Annotated in this window: 12 protein-coding genes and 1 tRNA gene; 8 read left to right on the top strand and 5 right to left on the bottom strand. The window is 36.0% G+C overall.

Annotation, left to right across the window (positions count from 1 at the left end; genetic code table 11):
- Positions 1–253: 253 nt before the first annotated feature.
- Positions 254–1,429 carry a Fic family protein gene (locus MRY82_02765; GenBank protein ID MCI5071851.1) on the top strand — a complete coding sequence of 392 codons (1,176 nt, stop codon included), beginning with the start codon at positions 254–256 and terminating at the stop codon, positions 1,427–1,429.
- Between the two features lie 194 nt (positions 1,430–1,623).
- Here MRY82_02765 and MRY82_02760 read toward each other — a convergent pair whose 3' ends face one another.
- The 4 genes from MRY82_02760 to MRY82_02745 form a co-directional block, all read right to left on the bottom strand.
- Positions 1,624–2,409, bottom strand: a complete 786-nt coding sequence (locus MRY82_02760; GenBank protein MCI5071850.1) for a hypothetical protein — start codon at positions 2,407–2,409, stop codon at positions 1,624–1,626.
- Between the two features lie 40 nt (positions 2,410–2,449).
- Positions 2,450–2,848 carry a hypothetical protein gene (locus MRY82_02755; protein MCI5071849.1) on the bottom strand — a complete coding sequence of 133 codons (399 nt, stop codon included), beginning with the start codon at positions 2,846–2,848 and terminating at the stop codon, positions 2,450–2,452.
- Between the two features lie 95 nt (positions 2,849–2,943).
- Positions 2,944–3,606: a hypothetical protein gene (locus tag MRY82_02750; protein MCI5071848.1), complete on the bottom strand. Its 663-nt coding sequence runs from the start codon at positions 3,604–3,606 to the stop codon at positions 2,944–2,946.
- Positions 3,607–3,981: 375 nt separating this feature from the next.
- A tRNA-Met gene (locus MRY82_02745) sits at positions 3,982–4,058 on the bottom strand.
- Between the two features lie 107 nt (positions 4,059–4,165).
- On the opposite strand from MRY82_02745, the gene murJ reads away from it, so the two are divergent.
- The gene (gene murJ, locus MRY82_02740) at positions 4,166–5,725 is read left to right on the top strand and encodes a murein biosynthesis integral membrane protein MurJ (protein MCI5071847.1); all 1,560 of its coding nucleotides are present in this window, start codon (positions 4,166–4,168) and stop codon (positions 5,723–5,725) included.
- A 9-nt stretch (positions 5,726–5,734) separates the two neighbouring features.
- Here murJ and MRY82_02735 read toward each other — a convergent pair whose 3' ends face one another.
- The gene (locus MRY82_02735; GenBank protein MCI5071846.1) at positions 5,735–6,175 is read right to left on the bottom strand and encodes a DUF721 domain-containing protein; all 441 of its coding nucleotides are present in this window, start codon (positions 6,173–6,175) and stop codon (positions 5,735–5,737) included.
- Positions 6,176–6,258: 83 nt separating this feature from the next.
- Here MRY82_02735 and MRY82_02730 point away from each other — a divergent pair, with 83 nt between their 5' ends.
- The 6 genes from MRY82_02730 (at position 6,259) to MRY82_02705 (ending at position 13,968) form a co-directional block, all read left to right on the top strand.
- Positions 6,259–7,335, top strand: a complete 1,077-nt coding sequence (locus MRY82_02730) for a GGDEF domain-containing protein (protein MCI5071845.1) — start codon at positions 6,259–6,261, stop codon at positions 7,333–7,335.
- 66 nt (positions 7,336–7,401) lie between these two features.
- The gene (mutL, locus tag MRY82_02725) at positions 7,402–9,222 is read left to right on the top strand and encodes a DNA mismatch repair endonuclease MutL (protein MCI5071844.1); all 1,821 of its coding nucleotides are present in this window, start codon (positions 7,402–7,404) and stop codon (positions 9,220–9,222) included.
- Entirely contained in the window at positions 9,219–10,121 is a 903-nt protein-coding gene (miaA, locus tag MRY82_02720) for a tRNA (adenosine(37)-N6)-dimethylallyltransferase MiaA (protein MCI5071843.1), read from the top strand. The genes mutL and miaA overlap by 4 nt, the downstream gene beginning before the upstream one ends.
- Before the next feature lie 47 nt (positions 10,122–10,168).
- Positions 10,169–11,125, top strand: a complete 957-nt coding sequence (locus MRY82_02715; GenBank protein MCI5071842.1) for an acetyl-CoA carboxylase carboxyltransferase subunit alpha — start codon at positions 10,169–10,171, stop codon at positions 11,123–11,125.
- Positions 11,126–11,159: 34 nt separating this feature from the next.
- Positions 11,160–12,716, top strand: a complete 1,557-nt coding sequence (locus MRY82_02710) for a HAMP domain-containing histidine kinase (protein MCI5071841.1) — start codon at positions 11,160–11,162, stop codon at positions 12,714–12,716.
- Positions 12,700–13,968, top strand: a complete 1,269-nt coding sequence (locus MRY82_02705; GenBank protein MCI5071840.1) for a Mur ligase family protein — start codon at positions 12,700–12,702, stop codon at positions 13,966–13,968. Before MRY82_02710 ends, MRY82_02705 begins: the two co-directional genes overlap by 17 nt.
- Positions 13,969–13,993: the final 25 nt, after the last annotated feature.

Below are 13,993 nucleotides of genomic sequence, written 5' to 3'. Positions count from 1 at the left end.
TTAGTATATATTTTAAATGCATCAATGTTGTAAAAAACCGGGTTTAAAACCAAACAAAACTGTAAATCGTGGGACACACTATGTATTCTTAATAAATTCAAGGAATCGTCAATTATCATCAGAACCAATCACTTACAGAATTAATTTGTAATTTAACATTGCTATTAATTACATAATAAGGTTAAAATGTAATTAAAACATATTATAATTAGAAAATAAGCATAAAATGTAATTAAAAAAGGGCTTCAATTACATGAATCCAAAAGAATATATCTCTAATAGAGCCGGACGCGTGGTAAAACAACCAAGTGGCTACTACTCTTTTTTACCAGAACCTCTTCCTCCAAAGAACCCTCCCCTAAAAATAACTGCAGAGATTATATCTCTTCATGGAAAAGCTTCTAGAGCTATTGGTGAATTAAAAGGAGTAACATCTATCATTTCGGATCCAGATCTTTTTGTGTATTTATTTGTTCGTAAAGAAGCCTTACTGAGTTCTCAAATTGAAGGGACACAATGCTCTCTTGAAGATATTTTAGATGAAGATAACGATGGGTCACGGCACAACCAACAAGATGTTACTGAAGTATCTAATTATATTAATGCAATGAACTATTCCTTAGAAAGAGTGCATAAAATTCCCATTTCCAATCGACTTTTAAAAGAAACGCATAAAATATTACTTCAAGACGTACGAGGTCAAACTAAAGATCCCGGTAGCTTTAAAAAAAGCCCAAATTGGATAGGTTCTCCAGGCGCTACCTTAGAGTCTGCCAACTTTGTTCCACCTCCCCCTGAAGCTTCAATTGAAGGCATGTCGAATTTGGAAAAATACATTCATACTGATGATGAAATGCCTAAACTTATCAAGGCAGGGTTGATTCATGCTCAATTTGAAACACTCCACCCATTTTTAGATGGAAATGGCCGGCTTGGAAGGTTGCTAATTACTTTACTGCTTTGTCATTGGGAAATTTTAGATAAGCCTCTTGTATATTTAAGCTATTTTTTTAAAGCGAATCGAACTGAATATTATCAAAAATTAACAAATATAAGAAGTAAAGGAGAATGGGAATCTTGGATACAATTTTTCTTACAAGGCATCATAGAAACTTCTGAAATAGCTCAACAAGCAGCTAAAGACATCTATCATCTTCACAACAAAGATAGGGCAACCCTTCATACAGAATCTGCTTCACAAAAAGTGCTCCAAGTATTTGAAGCCTTCTGTAAGTTTCCCATCTTAACTGTCCCCGAGCTAGCTAAAACTATAGAAGGATCAAATCAAAATACCTTAAACCGAGCTATAAAAACTTTATTAGAGTTAAAGCTTCTTGAACAAACAACCAATCAAAAAAGAAATCGAAAATTTGTTTACCGAAGTTATATGAACATACTTACAAGAGACACAAGCCTAAATATGGGTTAAAAATTAGATACTAAGGAGCTTGATAAACAAAGACCTTCGCCATGTTGCCGGAGACAACACCAAAAAACAGTTGAGCCCAAGGGCTCAGAACCCGAACATAATAGCAAAATATGAAAGTTATCTCTGTAGTTCCAGGGACAGCTACCTTAATTCTATTGTAATTCAGTCAGCTATCCCTGGAATTCCTGAATTATCTACTTTAAATCCATAGATGTTTGTTTTTTAATAAAATTTGCAATTTCTGGATATGATGGCTCGATCATTTTTGAAAAAATGTTTTGGACATATTCAGAAACCCAATACTCTGAACCATCTGCAGGAGTTATATTCATATCTAAACAGTCTATATAATCACAAGAATTCATATACCTTTCATTTAGTGTAAACGTATATGAAAAAAATAAAACAAAAATATTTTTCAAATCATTTCTAAACAAATCTAAATATCTACTTTTTTTTTGAAAATGAAACTCATTATCATTGATTAAAATATTATTTAAATAATTAAGGTGAGTATGGTCATTACACCTTTTCCTAATATCAATATAAATTTCACTTTTATTCAAAAGAACTTTTAAATTTTTTAATTTTTCATATTTTTCAATATAGTTTAACATAGTTTTATATGTATTTTCAGGTAATTTCTTTTTGTTATTCACCCAATCAATAATATTATTATATGTATAATTTTCACTTTTTTCAGAAAGATAGGTGTTTAAATAAATACTCAGAATCGACAAATCATGATATTTTCTTAAAAGAGTAAACGCATCTCCTATCTTACCGTGTTCTAATGTTAATTCTATTGATTCAAGGGTGTTTTTAACTGAGCTAAAAATATATGTATCAAAATTGACTACAGAACCTGTTCCCCCCCTGAAAAAACTCATAACAGAAAATCCGAGAAGATCATAAAAAGTTATAACCTCTCTTAAGTCACTGAATACTGAATGGTTTAAATATTTATCTTTTCTTTTCATTTTAAAATGAAACTTAATCAAATTTTTGATTATTAAACAGTTAATATTGACTACAAATTTTATTTTTTTGAGAATTGATAACTGTTAGGTTAATGCTTCCAGCAAGACCAAGAAATACTAACTGAGCTTTGCCTTCAGTGTTTATACTAACCGCAATTTCGACACTATCAACACATGTATCTTTTATTGTTTCTTCAACAAATTTGATTACATCTTTAATTGATTCAGCAATTTTTTTCTTCGAAAACTCTTTAGTAATTGATGTTAAAAGATCATTTCTTAATTTTGGTTTACCATAATTATAAGAATATCCGTCATTATCCTTCAATGTCATTATTTTTATTTTACCAGAATGCTTGTTATCTGCATGAACAATTGAATTTGTTAAAATAAATAAAAACATAAAAAACTTTAATGATATTATTTTAAAAATTTTCATTATATTTATATATCAATACATATAAACTTTTAAAACAATAATTAACCCTGATAATTATAGAAAATATAACAACTCACAATACAGCGAATAAATTTTTAACTAGATCTTCTAGAAAGTTGTAATATATCCCGCAACATGACTATGAGTTTGTGATGTTTTGCTAAAATTACTGGAATAAGTACTTTAACATCTAAATTTGTACTTTCAAATCCTTGTGTAGCTTGCACCATGGCAATATATCTTTCATTTTTATTTAATAATTTCAGATCAGGATCTTTAGAAGCATTTGACACTAAACGATTTTTTTCAATTTTTTTAACTGGAAATCTATGCGCTTGGCCATCGCCATCGATTCTATCTACATATTTCAAAAGATTTTCAATGTATAAAGGATAATTTATTTCAGATTCTTTAAGAATTGGTTTTAACCAACTCCAAAGATCTAAAAGTTTATGTGTATTTAGCTCCTTAATGTAGTCTAAGCGTGAAACCTTTAAATTTTTATTTGGATAATACATACGTTCATGAATTGGTTTTTTACATCTAATCCAGTCTTTATATAATTGATCTGAATAGGGCATCTTATTAATTCTGATACATTCTTTTAAGTATAACTCTGCGCTGTGCCTATAAAGATACAAAGTCGGTCTTAAAATTAAACTTAAGTTTTCACTATTTTGTTTTAGGTTTTCAGCTGCTCTAAAATATTCATCTGCAAATTTCTCGTTATGGGATTGATCTGTTTTTAAGTCATACATTTAAATATAATTATTACCAAAAAACCGGATTTGAACCAGCAAAAACCAGGTGCCTGGTTTGGGCTTGGCCCAAACCCAACCCGCACATGCACATTCATCCAGTTGGAAGCCCATGCACAAAGACCTTCGCCATGTTGCCGGAGGCAACACAAAAAAACAGTTGAGCCCGAAGGGCGAATAACCCGTAATTTGCATGATTGAACTGATGGAAAATGATCGGAATTGGTAGCGGGAGCCGGATTTGGCCGATGCCTTTGGCATCGCCATAAGTTATGCTAATTCTTCACGGCGCCTACGGCTTGTTCATCATAAGCATAGCTTTAAACCGACGACAGATTTATTCTAACGATTTGTATTTTTATGAAATTCTCGTTTTGGTAGCGGGAGCCGGATTTGAACCGACGACCTTCGGGTTATGAGCCCGACGAGCTACCAGACTGCTCCATCCCGCATCATTGAATGAACATGGCTTATACCATGGTTTTTTTCCATGTCAACTTATGTACAAACTTATTTTTTATAGCCAGTTAAAGCCATCTATGGCACACTTTGGCCTTCTATGAGCATGCAAAAAAACGCCAGTAAAATCAGTGCGGCTACGTTTTTAAGCCGTATTTTGGGGCTGGTGCGCGAGCAAATTTTTGCGGCTGTTTTGGGTGCGGGTTATTTTGCCGATGCCTTTATTTTTGCCTTTCGTATTCCCAATTTATTTAGAGATTTGTTTGCTGAAGGGGCTTTATCCCAGGCCTTTGTGCCCACCATTGCCAAATTTAAAGAAAAACAAAGCCAGCAGGCAACGCTGGCTTTTTTTCAAAGCATGTTGGCCATGCTTATTTTAATTGTGGGTTTTTTGACGGTTTTGGGCATATTTTTGGCGCCGGTGTTTGTGGATTATATTGCCCCGGGCTTTGCCGATATCCCGGGAAAAAGAGACCTCACCATCAAGCTCACCCGCATTTTGTTTCCTTTTCTTTTGTTTGTATCTTGCGCGGCTTTGTTCATGAGTGTGCTTAATGTCTATCAGGAGTTTTTGCGCCCGGCTTTGGCACCGGCCGTGTTTAATCTGTGCTCCATTAGTGTGGGGCTGTGGGTCTATTTTGCTGATTTTTCCAATCAAACTGCCGTCTATGCCTGGGCCATGGCCACCACCTTTGCTGGCCTTGCCCAAGCCAGCATGCAAGTGCCCAAACTCTGGCGCTATGGCTATAGATTGATTCCAAAATTTAAAGGGGTTTTTAAGCATCCTGGCGTAAAAACCGTGCTGTATTTGATGCTACCGGCCATCATTGCCAATGCCGGCACCCAGGTCAATGTTTTGGTGAACACCTCTTTGGCCTCTCTCTTAGAAGAAGGCAGTATTTCATGGCTCAATTACGCCTTTAGGCTGATGCAGTTGCCCATTGGCGTGTTTGGTGTGGCCATTTCTGTGGTGACCTTAAGCCAGGTGTCCAATCTGATTGCCCAAAACAAAGTGGAAGATTATAAAAAAAATGTCAGCACAGCCTTGAGCTTTACTCTGTTGCTGACTTTGCCCAGCACCATTGGCTTGCTGTTTTTGGGCCAGCCCATTATTGCCATGATTTACCAACGCGGTTTGTTTGACCTGTATGACACGCAAAACACTTTTACGGCTTTGTATTTTTACAGTTTTGGTTTGCCCTTTTATGCAGGGGTCAAAGTCTTGGCGCCCATCTTTTTTGCTTTTGATAAATCTAAAATCCCCACCTATGCCAGTTTAACCGGTATTGCCGTCAACATTGTTTTTAACCTGATGTATTATAAAATTTTAGGCCACGGCGGCTTGGCTTTGGGTACGTCTTTGGCTATGCTGGTTAACTTTTTAATTTTATTGATCACCCTGCATGTTCAGGAAAAAATCTTTATGTGGTCTGCCATCCTTAAATCCTGCGCAAAAATTATTATTGCCAGCTGCGTGATCATTGCCTTGTGCGTCTTTATTTGGCCTTGGCTTAACAGCTATACAGCTATTCCAAGTTTTGTCCGTTTATTGGGCTTTATTGCTTTGGTGGCTGGATTTTATTTTACTGTTCTGATGCTGATGAAAACCGATGAACTGAACACTTTGCAGCATAAAATAAAAACCTTGCTACACCGATAATCTTTGATCTTATTTGCCCTTGATTAAAGCTGTAATATTTTGCATAATTTCTTCTAAACTTCTGTTTTTATTTATTTTTTTCTTTGGTCTAGCTTTTTCTATCAATTTGGGTTTATCAAAGGCTTCAGAAACAAAACGAATATCCCCAAACTTTAAATTGAGCTTATCGGCGATGGCTTGCAACAATACCGGTTTCATCAAGGTAAACTGTTGACCCCAAGCTTGATTTTCTACCGCAATAATCAAGCAGTCTTTTTTGACCCGAACCGGCAAACTACGCTTGGCCATCATTTCACCTACCAAATTTTCCCAGTTTTTTTGTAATTTATAGACACTGATCATGGGGCGTTTGGCAAACAAAGGATGTTTGGCAAAAATCTCATGCACGGGTTCCAAAACCGATGTTTTGCGTTCTTGCTGATATTCTTGCTTTTTATAGTGTTTTTTCATTGTATATTTTACTGTATATCGATACTATTATACATAGGACTAAATTTTTTTAACCTAAAGTACTTTAACCAAAGACCAAATACATGAAAACCTGCCCTTTTTGTAGTCATACGATCGATGAATCCAATCAATTGGTTCAGTACTATCTTAGTCATGAACAACTGATTGAGTCCATTAACCTCAAGCATCCGCAATGGAATTCTTCTGATGGAGCATGTTTAACCTGTTTGGAACGGTTTTATCAAGAGTTTTCAGCACAAAAAAACTTGGCCGTGGGTCCAGAAGAACCCACCATTGTTGCCACATCCATCACCATGGTGGACAAGCAAAACTCTAAGTTTCAAGAAGCTTGTCTGATCATGATTCATGGCCCTAATTTTGGTAAACAATACCATATTCATGAAGAAGGTTTAACCATTGGCCGCAGCGAAAAAGTGCAAGTGCAAGTTTTTGGTGAAAATGTCTCGCGCAAACATGCGCGTATTATTAAAGAAGGTGATACTTTTATCATTGAAGACCTTAACTCAACCAATGGTACATTTATCAACACCCGAAAAATCAGCAAACAAAACCTTGAAGACGGTGATCTAATTCTGGTGGGGAATAATATTCTTAAGTTTATTTATGGTAGCAATACAGAAACTCAATATTATGAAGAAATGTACCGCCTGGCTACCAAAGATGGTTTAACGCAAGCCTACAATAAAGTGTTTTTTCTAGAAAAACTCAATGAAGAGTTTAGACGCTCACAGCGTTATAGCCGTGATTTATCCTTAATCATGCTGGACTTGGACCATTTTAGCATTATCAATAACCAGCATGGCCATGTTACGGGTGACTCTGTCCTAAAAATTATTGCCAAAAACATTCTGGCCAATGTCAGAAAAGAAGATATTTTTGGTCGTTATGGGGGGGAAGAATTTGCCTTGCTCTTGCCTGAAATTAACAGCACGGGTGCCTTGACCATTGCTGAAAAAATCCGCCGCATGATAGAAAGCATTCCGTTTAAAATCAAAGATAACAACATTAACATTACCCTCAGTGCCGGTATTGCCAGCGTTGACCCAGACATGAAAACCAGCAAAGACCTCATTGAAAAAGCCGATAAAGCTTTGTACGATGCCAAACACCATGGCCGCAATAATGTTAAAGTGGCTTAATTTCCATAGCCAGAAGACCCTACTTTTGACATTGACAATTAAATCTTCACCTTATAACTGAAGGCTGTGCCTAAAACCATACAGATACTTCCTGATCATGTTGTTCAACAAATTGCTGCCGGTGAGGTGGTTGAGCGACCAGCCTCTATCATTAAAGAACTTTTAGAAAATTCCATTGATGCCGGAGCCACCGCCATTGACATTGTCATTCGTCAGGGAGGCATAGAAGGTATTGAAATTACTGATAACGGTCATGGCATTGACAAAGACCAACTTCAATTGGCCTTAACTGCACATGCCACGTCTAAGCTCAGCCAAGAAAGCGATTTGCATCAAATCCTAACTCGCGGATTCAGAGGCGAGGCCTTGGCCAGCATTGCCGCCATTTCTCATATGCAACTGCACAGCAAGCCGAGCTCACAAGAGCATGGTTTTATGATTGCTTCAAAAGGTGGAGACATCAGCCCCATACAGCCCAGTGCCATCCCCAATGGCACCAAAATCAGCATTGCTCATTTATTTTACAACACGCCGGCCAGAAAAAAGTTTCTCAAAAGTGCCAATACTGAAAAAAACCATATTATTTCTCAAATCAAAAAAATTGCTCTGATTGAGTACGGGATAGCTTTTAAAATTTATCTTGCCGATCAAGGCAAACACAAGTTGTTGTATCATTGGCCTGCGCATGAAACATGGTTGCAGAGGATTGAAACCATTTTTCCTGGTGATGTTAAAGAAAAACTTTTACCCATACACAACAACCAACATCAACATCTTTCAATAGAAGGCTATATTTCCAACCGGCACTTAAGCTTTTCTCGCAGCAGTGAAATTTATTTTTATGTCAACCACAGGCCGGTCAGTGACAAAACTCTACAAGCTGCTCTTATGGAGGGCTATCGTACAGCCATGATGGAAAAACGTTATCCTATGGCCATTGTAAAAATAGACATTGATCCACAATGGGTGGACGTGAATATCCATCCACGCAAAAATGAAGTGCGTTTTTCTGGCCCACAGCAAGTTTTTCAGGAATTGGCTTTTGTGGTGAAACAAAGTTTAAGTCAGCAAAAACCCTCTGAATCTAATCTTCATCAAGTACCTTCACTCAACTCAAACCAATCTTCTGTATACAGCCTGAATAAAAACGTTGCTTCAGAACAAACACACTCCCCCTCTCTTACTGGCAACTACACTTTATCTTCTCCAGCTCTCTCCAATTTTTCACAGCAAGCCTCTTCTTTAGCTGAACCACGTTTACCCTATACGGCAGATGTTTCAGAAAACACGCAAGCTTACTTTGCTCAACTCAATTTTATAGGTCATATTGATCACACCTATTTATTGTGTAGCAATCAACAAAGTCTGGTGATCATTGATCAGCATGCCGCGCATGAACGCATTTTATTTGACCAATTTAAACAGCAATTTTCAAAACCTTCGCACTTACAAAAAAGTCAGCAACTTTTAACGCCTGTTACCCTTAACTTTTCTCCTGAAAAAACAGAGCTTTTGACAGAAAATCTAGAAACCTTTGCGCAACTGGGTTTTGATTTAGAAATTTTTGGTCCACAAAGCTTTATTTTAAGAACGACACCTTCTTTTTTAATCAAACAAGATGCAAAAGTGTATATTGAAAATGTCTGCAACGATTTATTAAGTAACCATCAAAGCACGCAAGGTTTGGAAGACTCTATTGATCATATTTGCAGTTCTATGGCTTGTCATAGTGCCGTCAGAGCGCATGATATTTTGAGTCCCAAAGAAGTAGATTACTTGCTTAGAACCATGGATACTGTTGATTTAGCCTCATATTGCCCGCATGGCCGCCCCACCTACCTTGAGTATCAGGTGGCAGATTTTGAAAAATTGTTTAAACGGGTATGATAAAATCACAAAAGCCTATTGTAGCCCTGGTTGGACCAACGGCTTCTGGCAAATCCGATATTGCTTTTGCCTTGGCCCAGAAGTATCCAGTGGAGTTGGTCAATATTGACAGTTTACAGATCTATAAACACATGAACATTGGCACTGCTAAACCCAGTGTTCAAGAACTTGCTTCATGCAAACATCATATGTTTGATATCTTAAACCCAGATCAAACCATCACAGCCTTAGGCTTTGCAGAGCAAGCCAGAAGCATTATAGACCAAATTCATCAAGGTCAAGCCATCCCCCTCTTGGTTGGTGGCTCTGGCTTTTATTTACAAGCTTTAAGCAATAACAAAACATTTATGCCGGGCACTCTTGAAGATGAGAGTACTGAAAATTTATATGCCTTCATCCAAGTCAAAGCCCCGCATATTGCCCAAGAAATTCATGCCAATGACAGTTACCGTATTCGGAGGTTGGCCTTTTTACTGCAACATGATCCTGACTTTTCTTGGGAAGCCTACACCTCTGTCAACCAGGAGCACAATATCCACTCATTTGCCGTTCAATGGCCAAGAGAAGAGCTTTATGAACGCATCAACATAAGGGTAGTGGATATGTTTGAACAAGGTCTTTTGAACGAAACCCAAAACATACTCAAACAATTTCCACAAAGTTACACCCGGCTGGCCAAAACCATTGGTTATGCTCAGTGTTTAAAGCATCTTGAGGGTGATTTAAACTACCAAGAAGCCGTTGCTCACACGCAACAAAAAACCCGAAATTATGCCAAAAGACAAACTACCTGGTTCAAAAACAGAGGGCAAAGCCAGTGGTTTGCATATCATGAAATCTTTGATAAGCTAGATGCTTTCATTGAAAAAATATGCGTTGAGCATGAAATTAAAGGATAAACCCGTATTTAACATTCATCCATAATAAAGAAAGCTTCCAAAATATTATGAATATGCACTTAGACTTTGAAAAACCTATTGTTGAATTAGAGCAAAAAATTTCTGAACTTAAAGATCTTAAACTTGCTGGAAAAGTTAATATTGACCAGGAACTGAAAAAGCTTGAACAAAAGCTCTCTCACCTCATTAACAATACTTTTTCTAAACTTGATCCTTGGCAAAAAACACAGCTCTCACGCCACCCCAATCGTCCATATTTTTTAGATTATGTGCATGAAATTTTTGAAAACTTTACTGAACTGCATGGAGACCGCAACTTCTCTGATGATAAGTCCATCATTGGTGGCTTGGCTTATTTTGCCAACCAGCCAGTCATGCTTATTGGCCATCAAAAAGGCCGCAGCACCAAAGAAAAAATGCAACGTAATTTTGGAATGCCTCAGCCTGAAGGGTATCGCAAAGCTCTTCGTTTAATGGGCTTGGCAGAGCGCTTTTCTATTCCTATCATTACTTTTATTGATACGCCTGGTGCCTACCCTGGTATTGAAGCAGAAGAGCGTGGTCAAGCAGAAGCCATTGCTAAAAATATCATGGTGATGAGCCACTTAAAAGTCCCTATTATTTCTGTGGTGATTGGTGAAGGAGGTTCTGGTGGTGCCTTGGCCATTGGCGTTGCCAATAAAATTTTAATGCTAGAATACACTGTTTATTCTGTCATCTCACCAGAATCTTGTGCTGCCATTTTATGGCGAGACGCCAGCAAAGGTGAAATTGCATCCAAAAGTTTAAAGCTCACCGCAGAAGAAATTCACGCCTTGGGCATAGCAGATCAAATCATTCCAGAACCTGAAGGTGGTGCCCATAGAAATTTCAAAAAAACAGCACAAAATCTAAAAACAGCGCTTAGCAAAACCTTAAGCGCTTTAAATAAACTTGATCCTAAAGCCTTAGTTCAAGATCGTGATGACAAGTTTAGAAAAATTGGTGTTTTTTCTGATGAATAAAAAAATTTAAAGTTCGGTTTAGAAGCTTTGAACAATGAACAAACTGTTTACTAATTCTATCAAACGCCGTTTTATTCTTGCTTATGCTTTATTTATTGTTTTTGCATTAATCATATTTTTATTTAACTATGTTCAATATCAAAAAAACATTAAAAATTTAAAGAGCCTCCAACAAACTTTTTTCCCTTTAAACAAGCAAATCAACACCTACAGCCATTATCTGCATTTACATGAAAGTTTTTCATTGGATACCATCATCAATAATTATGATAGAAAGCAGTTTTTACATTCGTTGACAGCGCTTAATCCAGAAATCTTTTCTAAAAAAATGCAACAAAGCTTTAATTACGCTGAAGACTTTTTTAAACAACAAGATAAAAATCCTAGCCTGCACTGGTTGCGAATTCAAAAAATGTTCAACCTTTTACAAAAAAAACATGAAATTTATCAAAACTATATCTATAAGCTTGCCAACCATATTCAAATTGCACAAGAGTCTGATACAGAGGAAATGAAAAGAAGTCTCCATCAAGAACATGAACAAATACGACGAGAGCTTGAGAGTAAAAAAACAGAAATCATTAATCGCATCAACTCTTTATCTAAAATCATTCAAAAACAAATTGAAACTACAATCACAGAAAATATAAGCAATGAAAAATACTTATTTACCATTACATCAAGCGTTGCTCTGCTGATGATTTTACTATCGATTCTTGCTTTACAACTTGGCTTGCAAGCTTTAAAACCTTTTGCACAAATTAAAAATGCGAGTGAAAAAATAAAAAATGGCAAATACGATTTATATCTAGATACAACTGGACCTGTAGAATTTCAGAGTGTTTCTCATTCTTTTAATGCCATGGCGCAATCTCTTCAAGAGCGAAATGAAAAAATAGATCAACAACATTTACAGATTTTACATTCACAAAAACTTGCTACTATTGGAGAAATGGCAACTAAAATCAACCACGAGATAAGAAACCCGCTTAATGCTATTCAGCTTAATCTAGAGTTACTTTTAGACGAAGACATACCCAATAGCGCAAAACAAAATATTAGTTCTATTTCTTCTCAAATTGATCGTCTTTTTACAATTACTGAAACCTATTTACAAACCGCCAAAAAAGATCATTACAAACAGCAAAATATTGTGATCAATGACTTTTTAGAAGACTTACAACAGTTTTTTAGACCCAGCTTTGCCAGCAAAAACATAAATTTTGTTGTCAATAATACTACAGACCTTATCAAAATTATATTTGATGAATCATTGCTGTTTCAGGCTTTGCTTAACATTGTTAAGAATGCAATCGATGCTTGTGATGATAAAGACACAATAGGCATAAATATAGAAAAAAACAAAGCCTATGTTTTATTTAAAGTTTGGAATACTGGAAGCATGATAAACTCTGACGATCAACATAAAATATTTGATGCTTTTTATACCACTAAAAAATCTGGATCAGGATTGGGTTTATCCATAACCAAAGATTTACTTAATACACAAAATGCCGATATTATTTTAGACTCTAGCTCAGAAGAAAAAACAATTTTCACCCTTCAGATCCCTTATGAAAACAAAGCATAAACTTCTTAATTGGCTGGATAAAAAATCTGAAAGTCGTTTTATTTTTGGCCTTGAACGAATGCATCAAGCCTTAAACTTTTTTAATGTCCAACATAACTCTACTTGTGTTCAAATATTAGGAACCAACGGAAAAGGCTCCAGCATTGAATTTTTAAAAAATATTTTAATAAGCCACAACAAAAGCGTTGCCGTTTATACGTCCCCACATTTATTCAGTCTGTATGACCGCTTTAAAATTAATGATCAAAATATTGCTGAAGATCTTTTTTTAAACTATTTGTCCCGCTTATTTGATGCTGAAAAAAATCAACAGATACCAAAACTAAGCTATTTTGAAATCACTACTTTATTGGCTTACCTCTACTTTTCTGAAAGCAACGTAGATTATATGCTCATTGAAGCTGGCTTAGGTGGACGTTTAGATGCAACCACGGCACTTGGCTACAGTCACCTAATGTTCACTTCTGTTGATTATGATCATCAAGCTTATCTAGGTAATTCACTACAAGCCATTGCCTATGAAAAATTTTCTGTCATTAAGCATCAGCATCAGGTTTTCTCATTGGATCAAAACACTGAGGCTCTGCTTGTGTTAAAAAAAATAATCAAACAAACGCAGGCTAACCTACACTTAGAAAATCAAGACTTCTCTTTACAACAAAATAAAAATACCGTGTCCTATGCTTTAGAAGATGACCTTTTAATCAAACCTATTCATCTTTCATTACAGGGCGATCACCAACTCCACAATGCTTTGTTAGCAAGCCAAGTTGCTCATGGGCTTTTAAAAAATAATTTTAATCCTGAAAAAACAAAGCTCGCTCTTAAAAACACACAAAAGGCAGGGCGCTATCAAAAAACAATGTGTGATCAAACAACGTTTATTTTTGATGTGGCTCACAATCAACAGTCTTTTATGTCACTGATGAAAACCAGTAAAACACATGACCCTGATATTGATGCATATTGCTTATCCATGCTTGCAGACAAACCTTGGCAATCTGTTTTAAATACACTGCTTAAAGATAAAAAACCTATTTTTCTATGCATGACTGAGTCCACTCGAGCCTGGGACTATAATACCGTAATGGATTGGGTCAAAAGCAAGGATAAAGAGAACCTTATTGTTTTTTATGAAGACTATACAGCTGCTTTAAAAGACATAAAAAAACAATTTAAAAAATGTTTGATTTTTGGTTCGTTCTTTTTTGTTGGTCCATGCATTCAATTTATAACTTCAATAAAAAAATAAGTTGCTCCCCCAAACTAAGACATAG

This window comes from bacterium (assembly GCA_022763185.1).
In the GTDB taxonomy this organism is placed as follows: domain Bacteria; phylum Bdellovibrionota_G; class JALEGL01; order JALEGL01; family JALEGL01; genus JALEGL01.
Note: the sequence above shows the minus strand (reverse complement) of the source record. Positions and strands in the feature narration are given on the sequence as shown.

What these genes read in the sequence shown, in the direction of transcription:
- MRY82_02765 (MCI5071851.1), top strand. Translation starts at nt 254, where the DNA reads ATGAATCCAAAAGAATATATCTCTAATAGAGCCGGACGCGTGGTAAAA.
- MRY82_02760 (MCI5071850.1), bottom strand. Translation starts at nt 2,409, where the DNA reads ATGAAAAGAAAAGATAAATATTTAAACCATTCAGTATTCAGTGACTTA.
- MRY82_02755 (MCI5071849.1), bottom strand. Translation starts at nt 2,848, where the DNA reads ATGAAAATTTTTAAAATAATATCATTAAAGTTTTTTATGTTTTTATTT.
- MRY82_02750 (MCI5071848.1), bottom strand. Translation starts at nt 3,606, where the DNA reads ATGTATGACTTAAAAACAGATCAATCCCATAACGAGAAATTTGCAGAT.
- murJ (MCI5071847.1), top strand. Translation starts at nt 4,166, where the DNA reads ATGAGCATGCAAAAAAACGCCAGTAAAATCAGTGCGGCTACGTTTTTA.
- MRY82_02735 (MCI5071846.1), bottom strand. Translation starts at nt 6,175, where the DNA reads ATGAAAAAACACTATAAAAAGCAAGAATATCAGCAAGAACGCAAAACA.
- MRY82_02730 (MCI5071845.1), top strand. Translation starts at nt 6,259, where the DNA reads ATGAAAACCTGCCCTTTTTGTAGTCATACGATCGATGAATCCAATCAA.
- miaA (MCI5071843.1), top strand. Translation starts at nt 9,219, where the DNA reads ATGATAAAATCACAAAAGCCTATTGTAGCCCTGGTTGGACCAACGGCT.
- MRY82_02715 (MCI5071842.1), top strand. Translation starts at nt 10,169, where the DNA reads ATGAATATGCACTTAGACTTTGAAAAACCTATTGTTGAATTAGAGCAA.
- MRY82_02710 (MCI5071841.1), top strand. Translation starts at nt 11,160, where the DNA reads ATGAACAAACTGTTTACTAATTCTATCAAACGCCGTTTTATTCTTGCT.
- MRY82_02705 (MCI5071840.1), top strand. Translation starts at nt 12,700, where the DNA reads ATGAAAACAAAGCATAAACTTCTTAATTGGCTGGATAAAAAATCTGAA.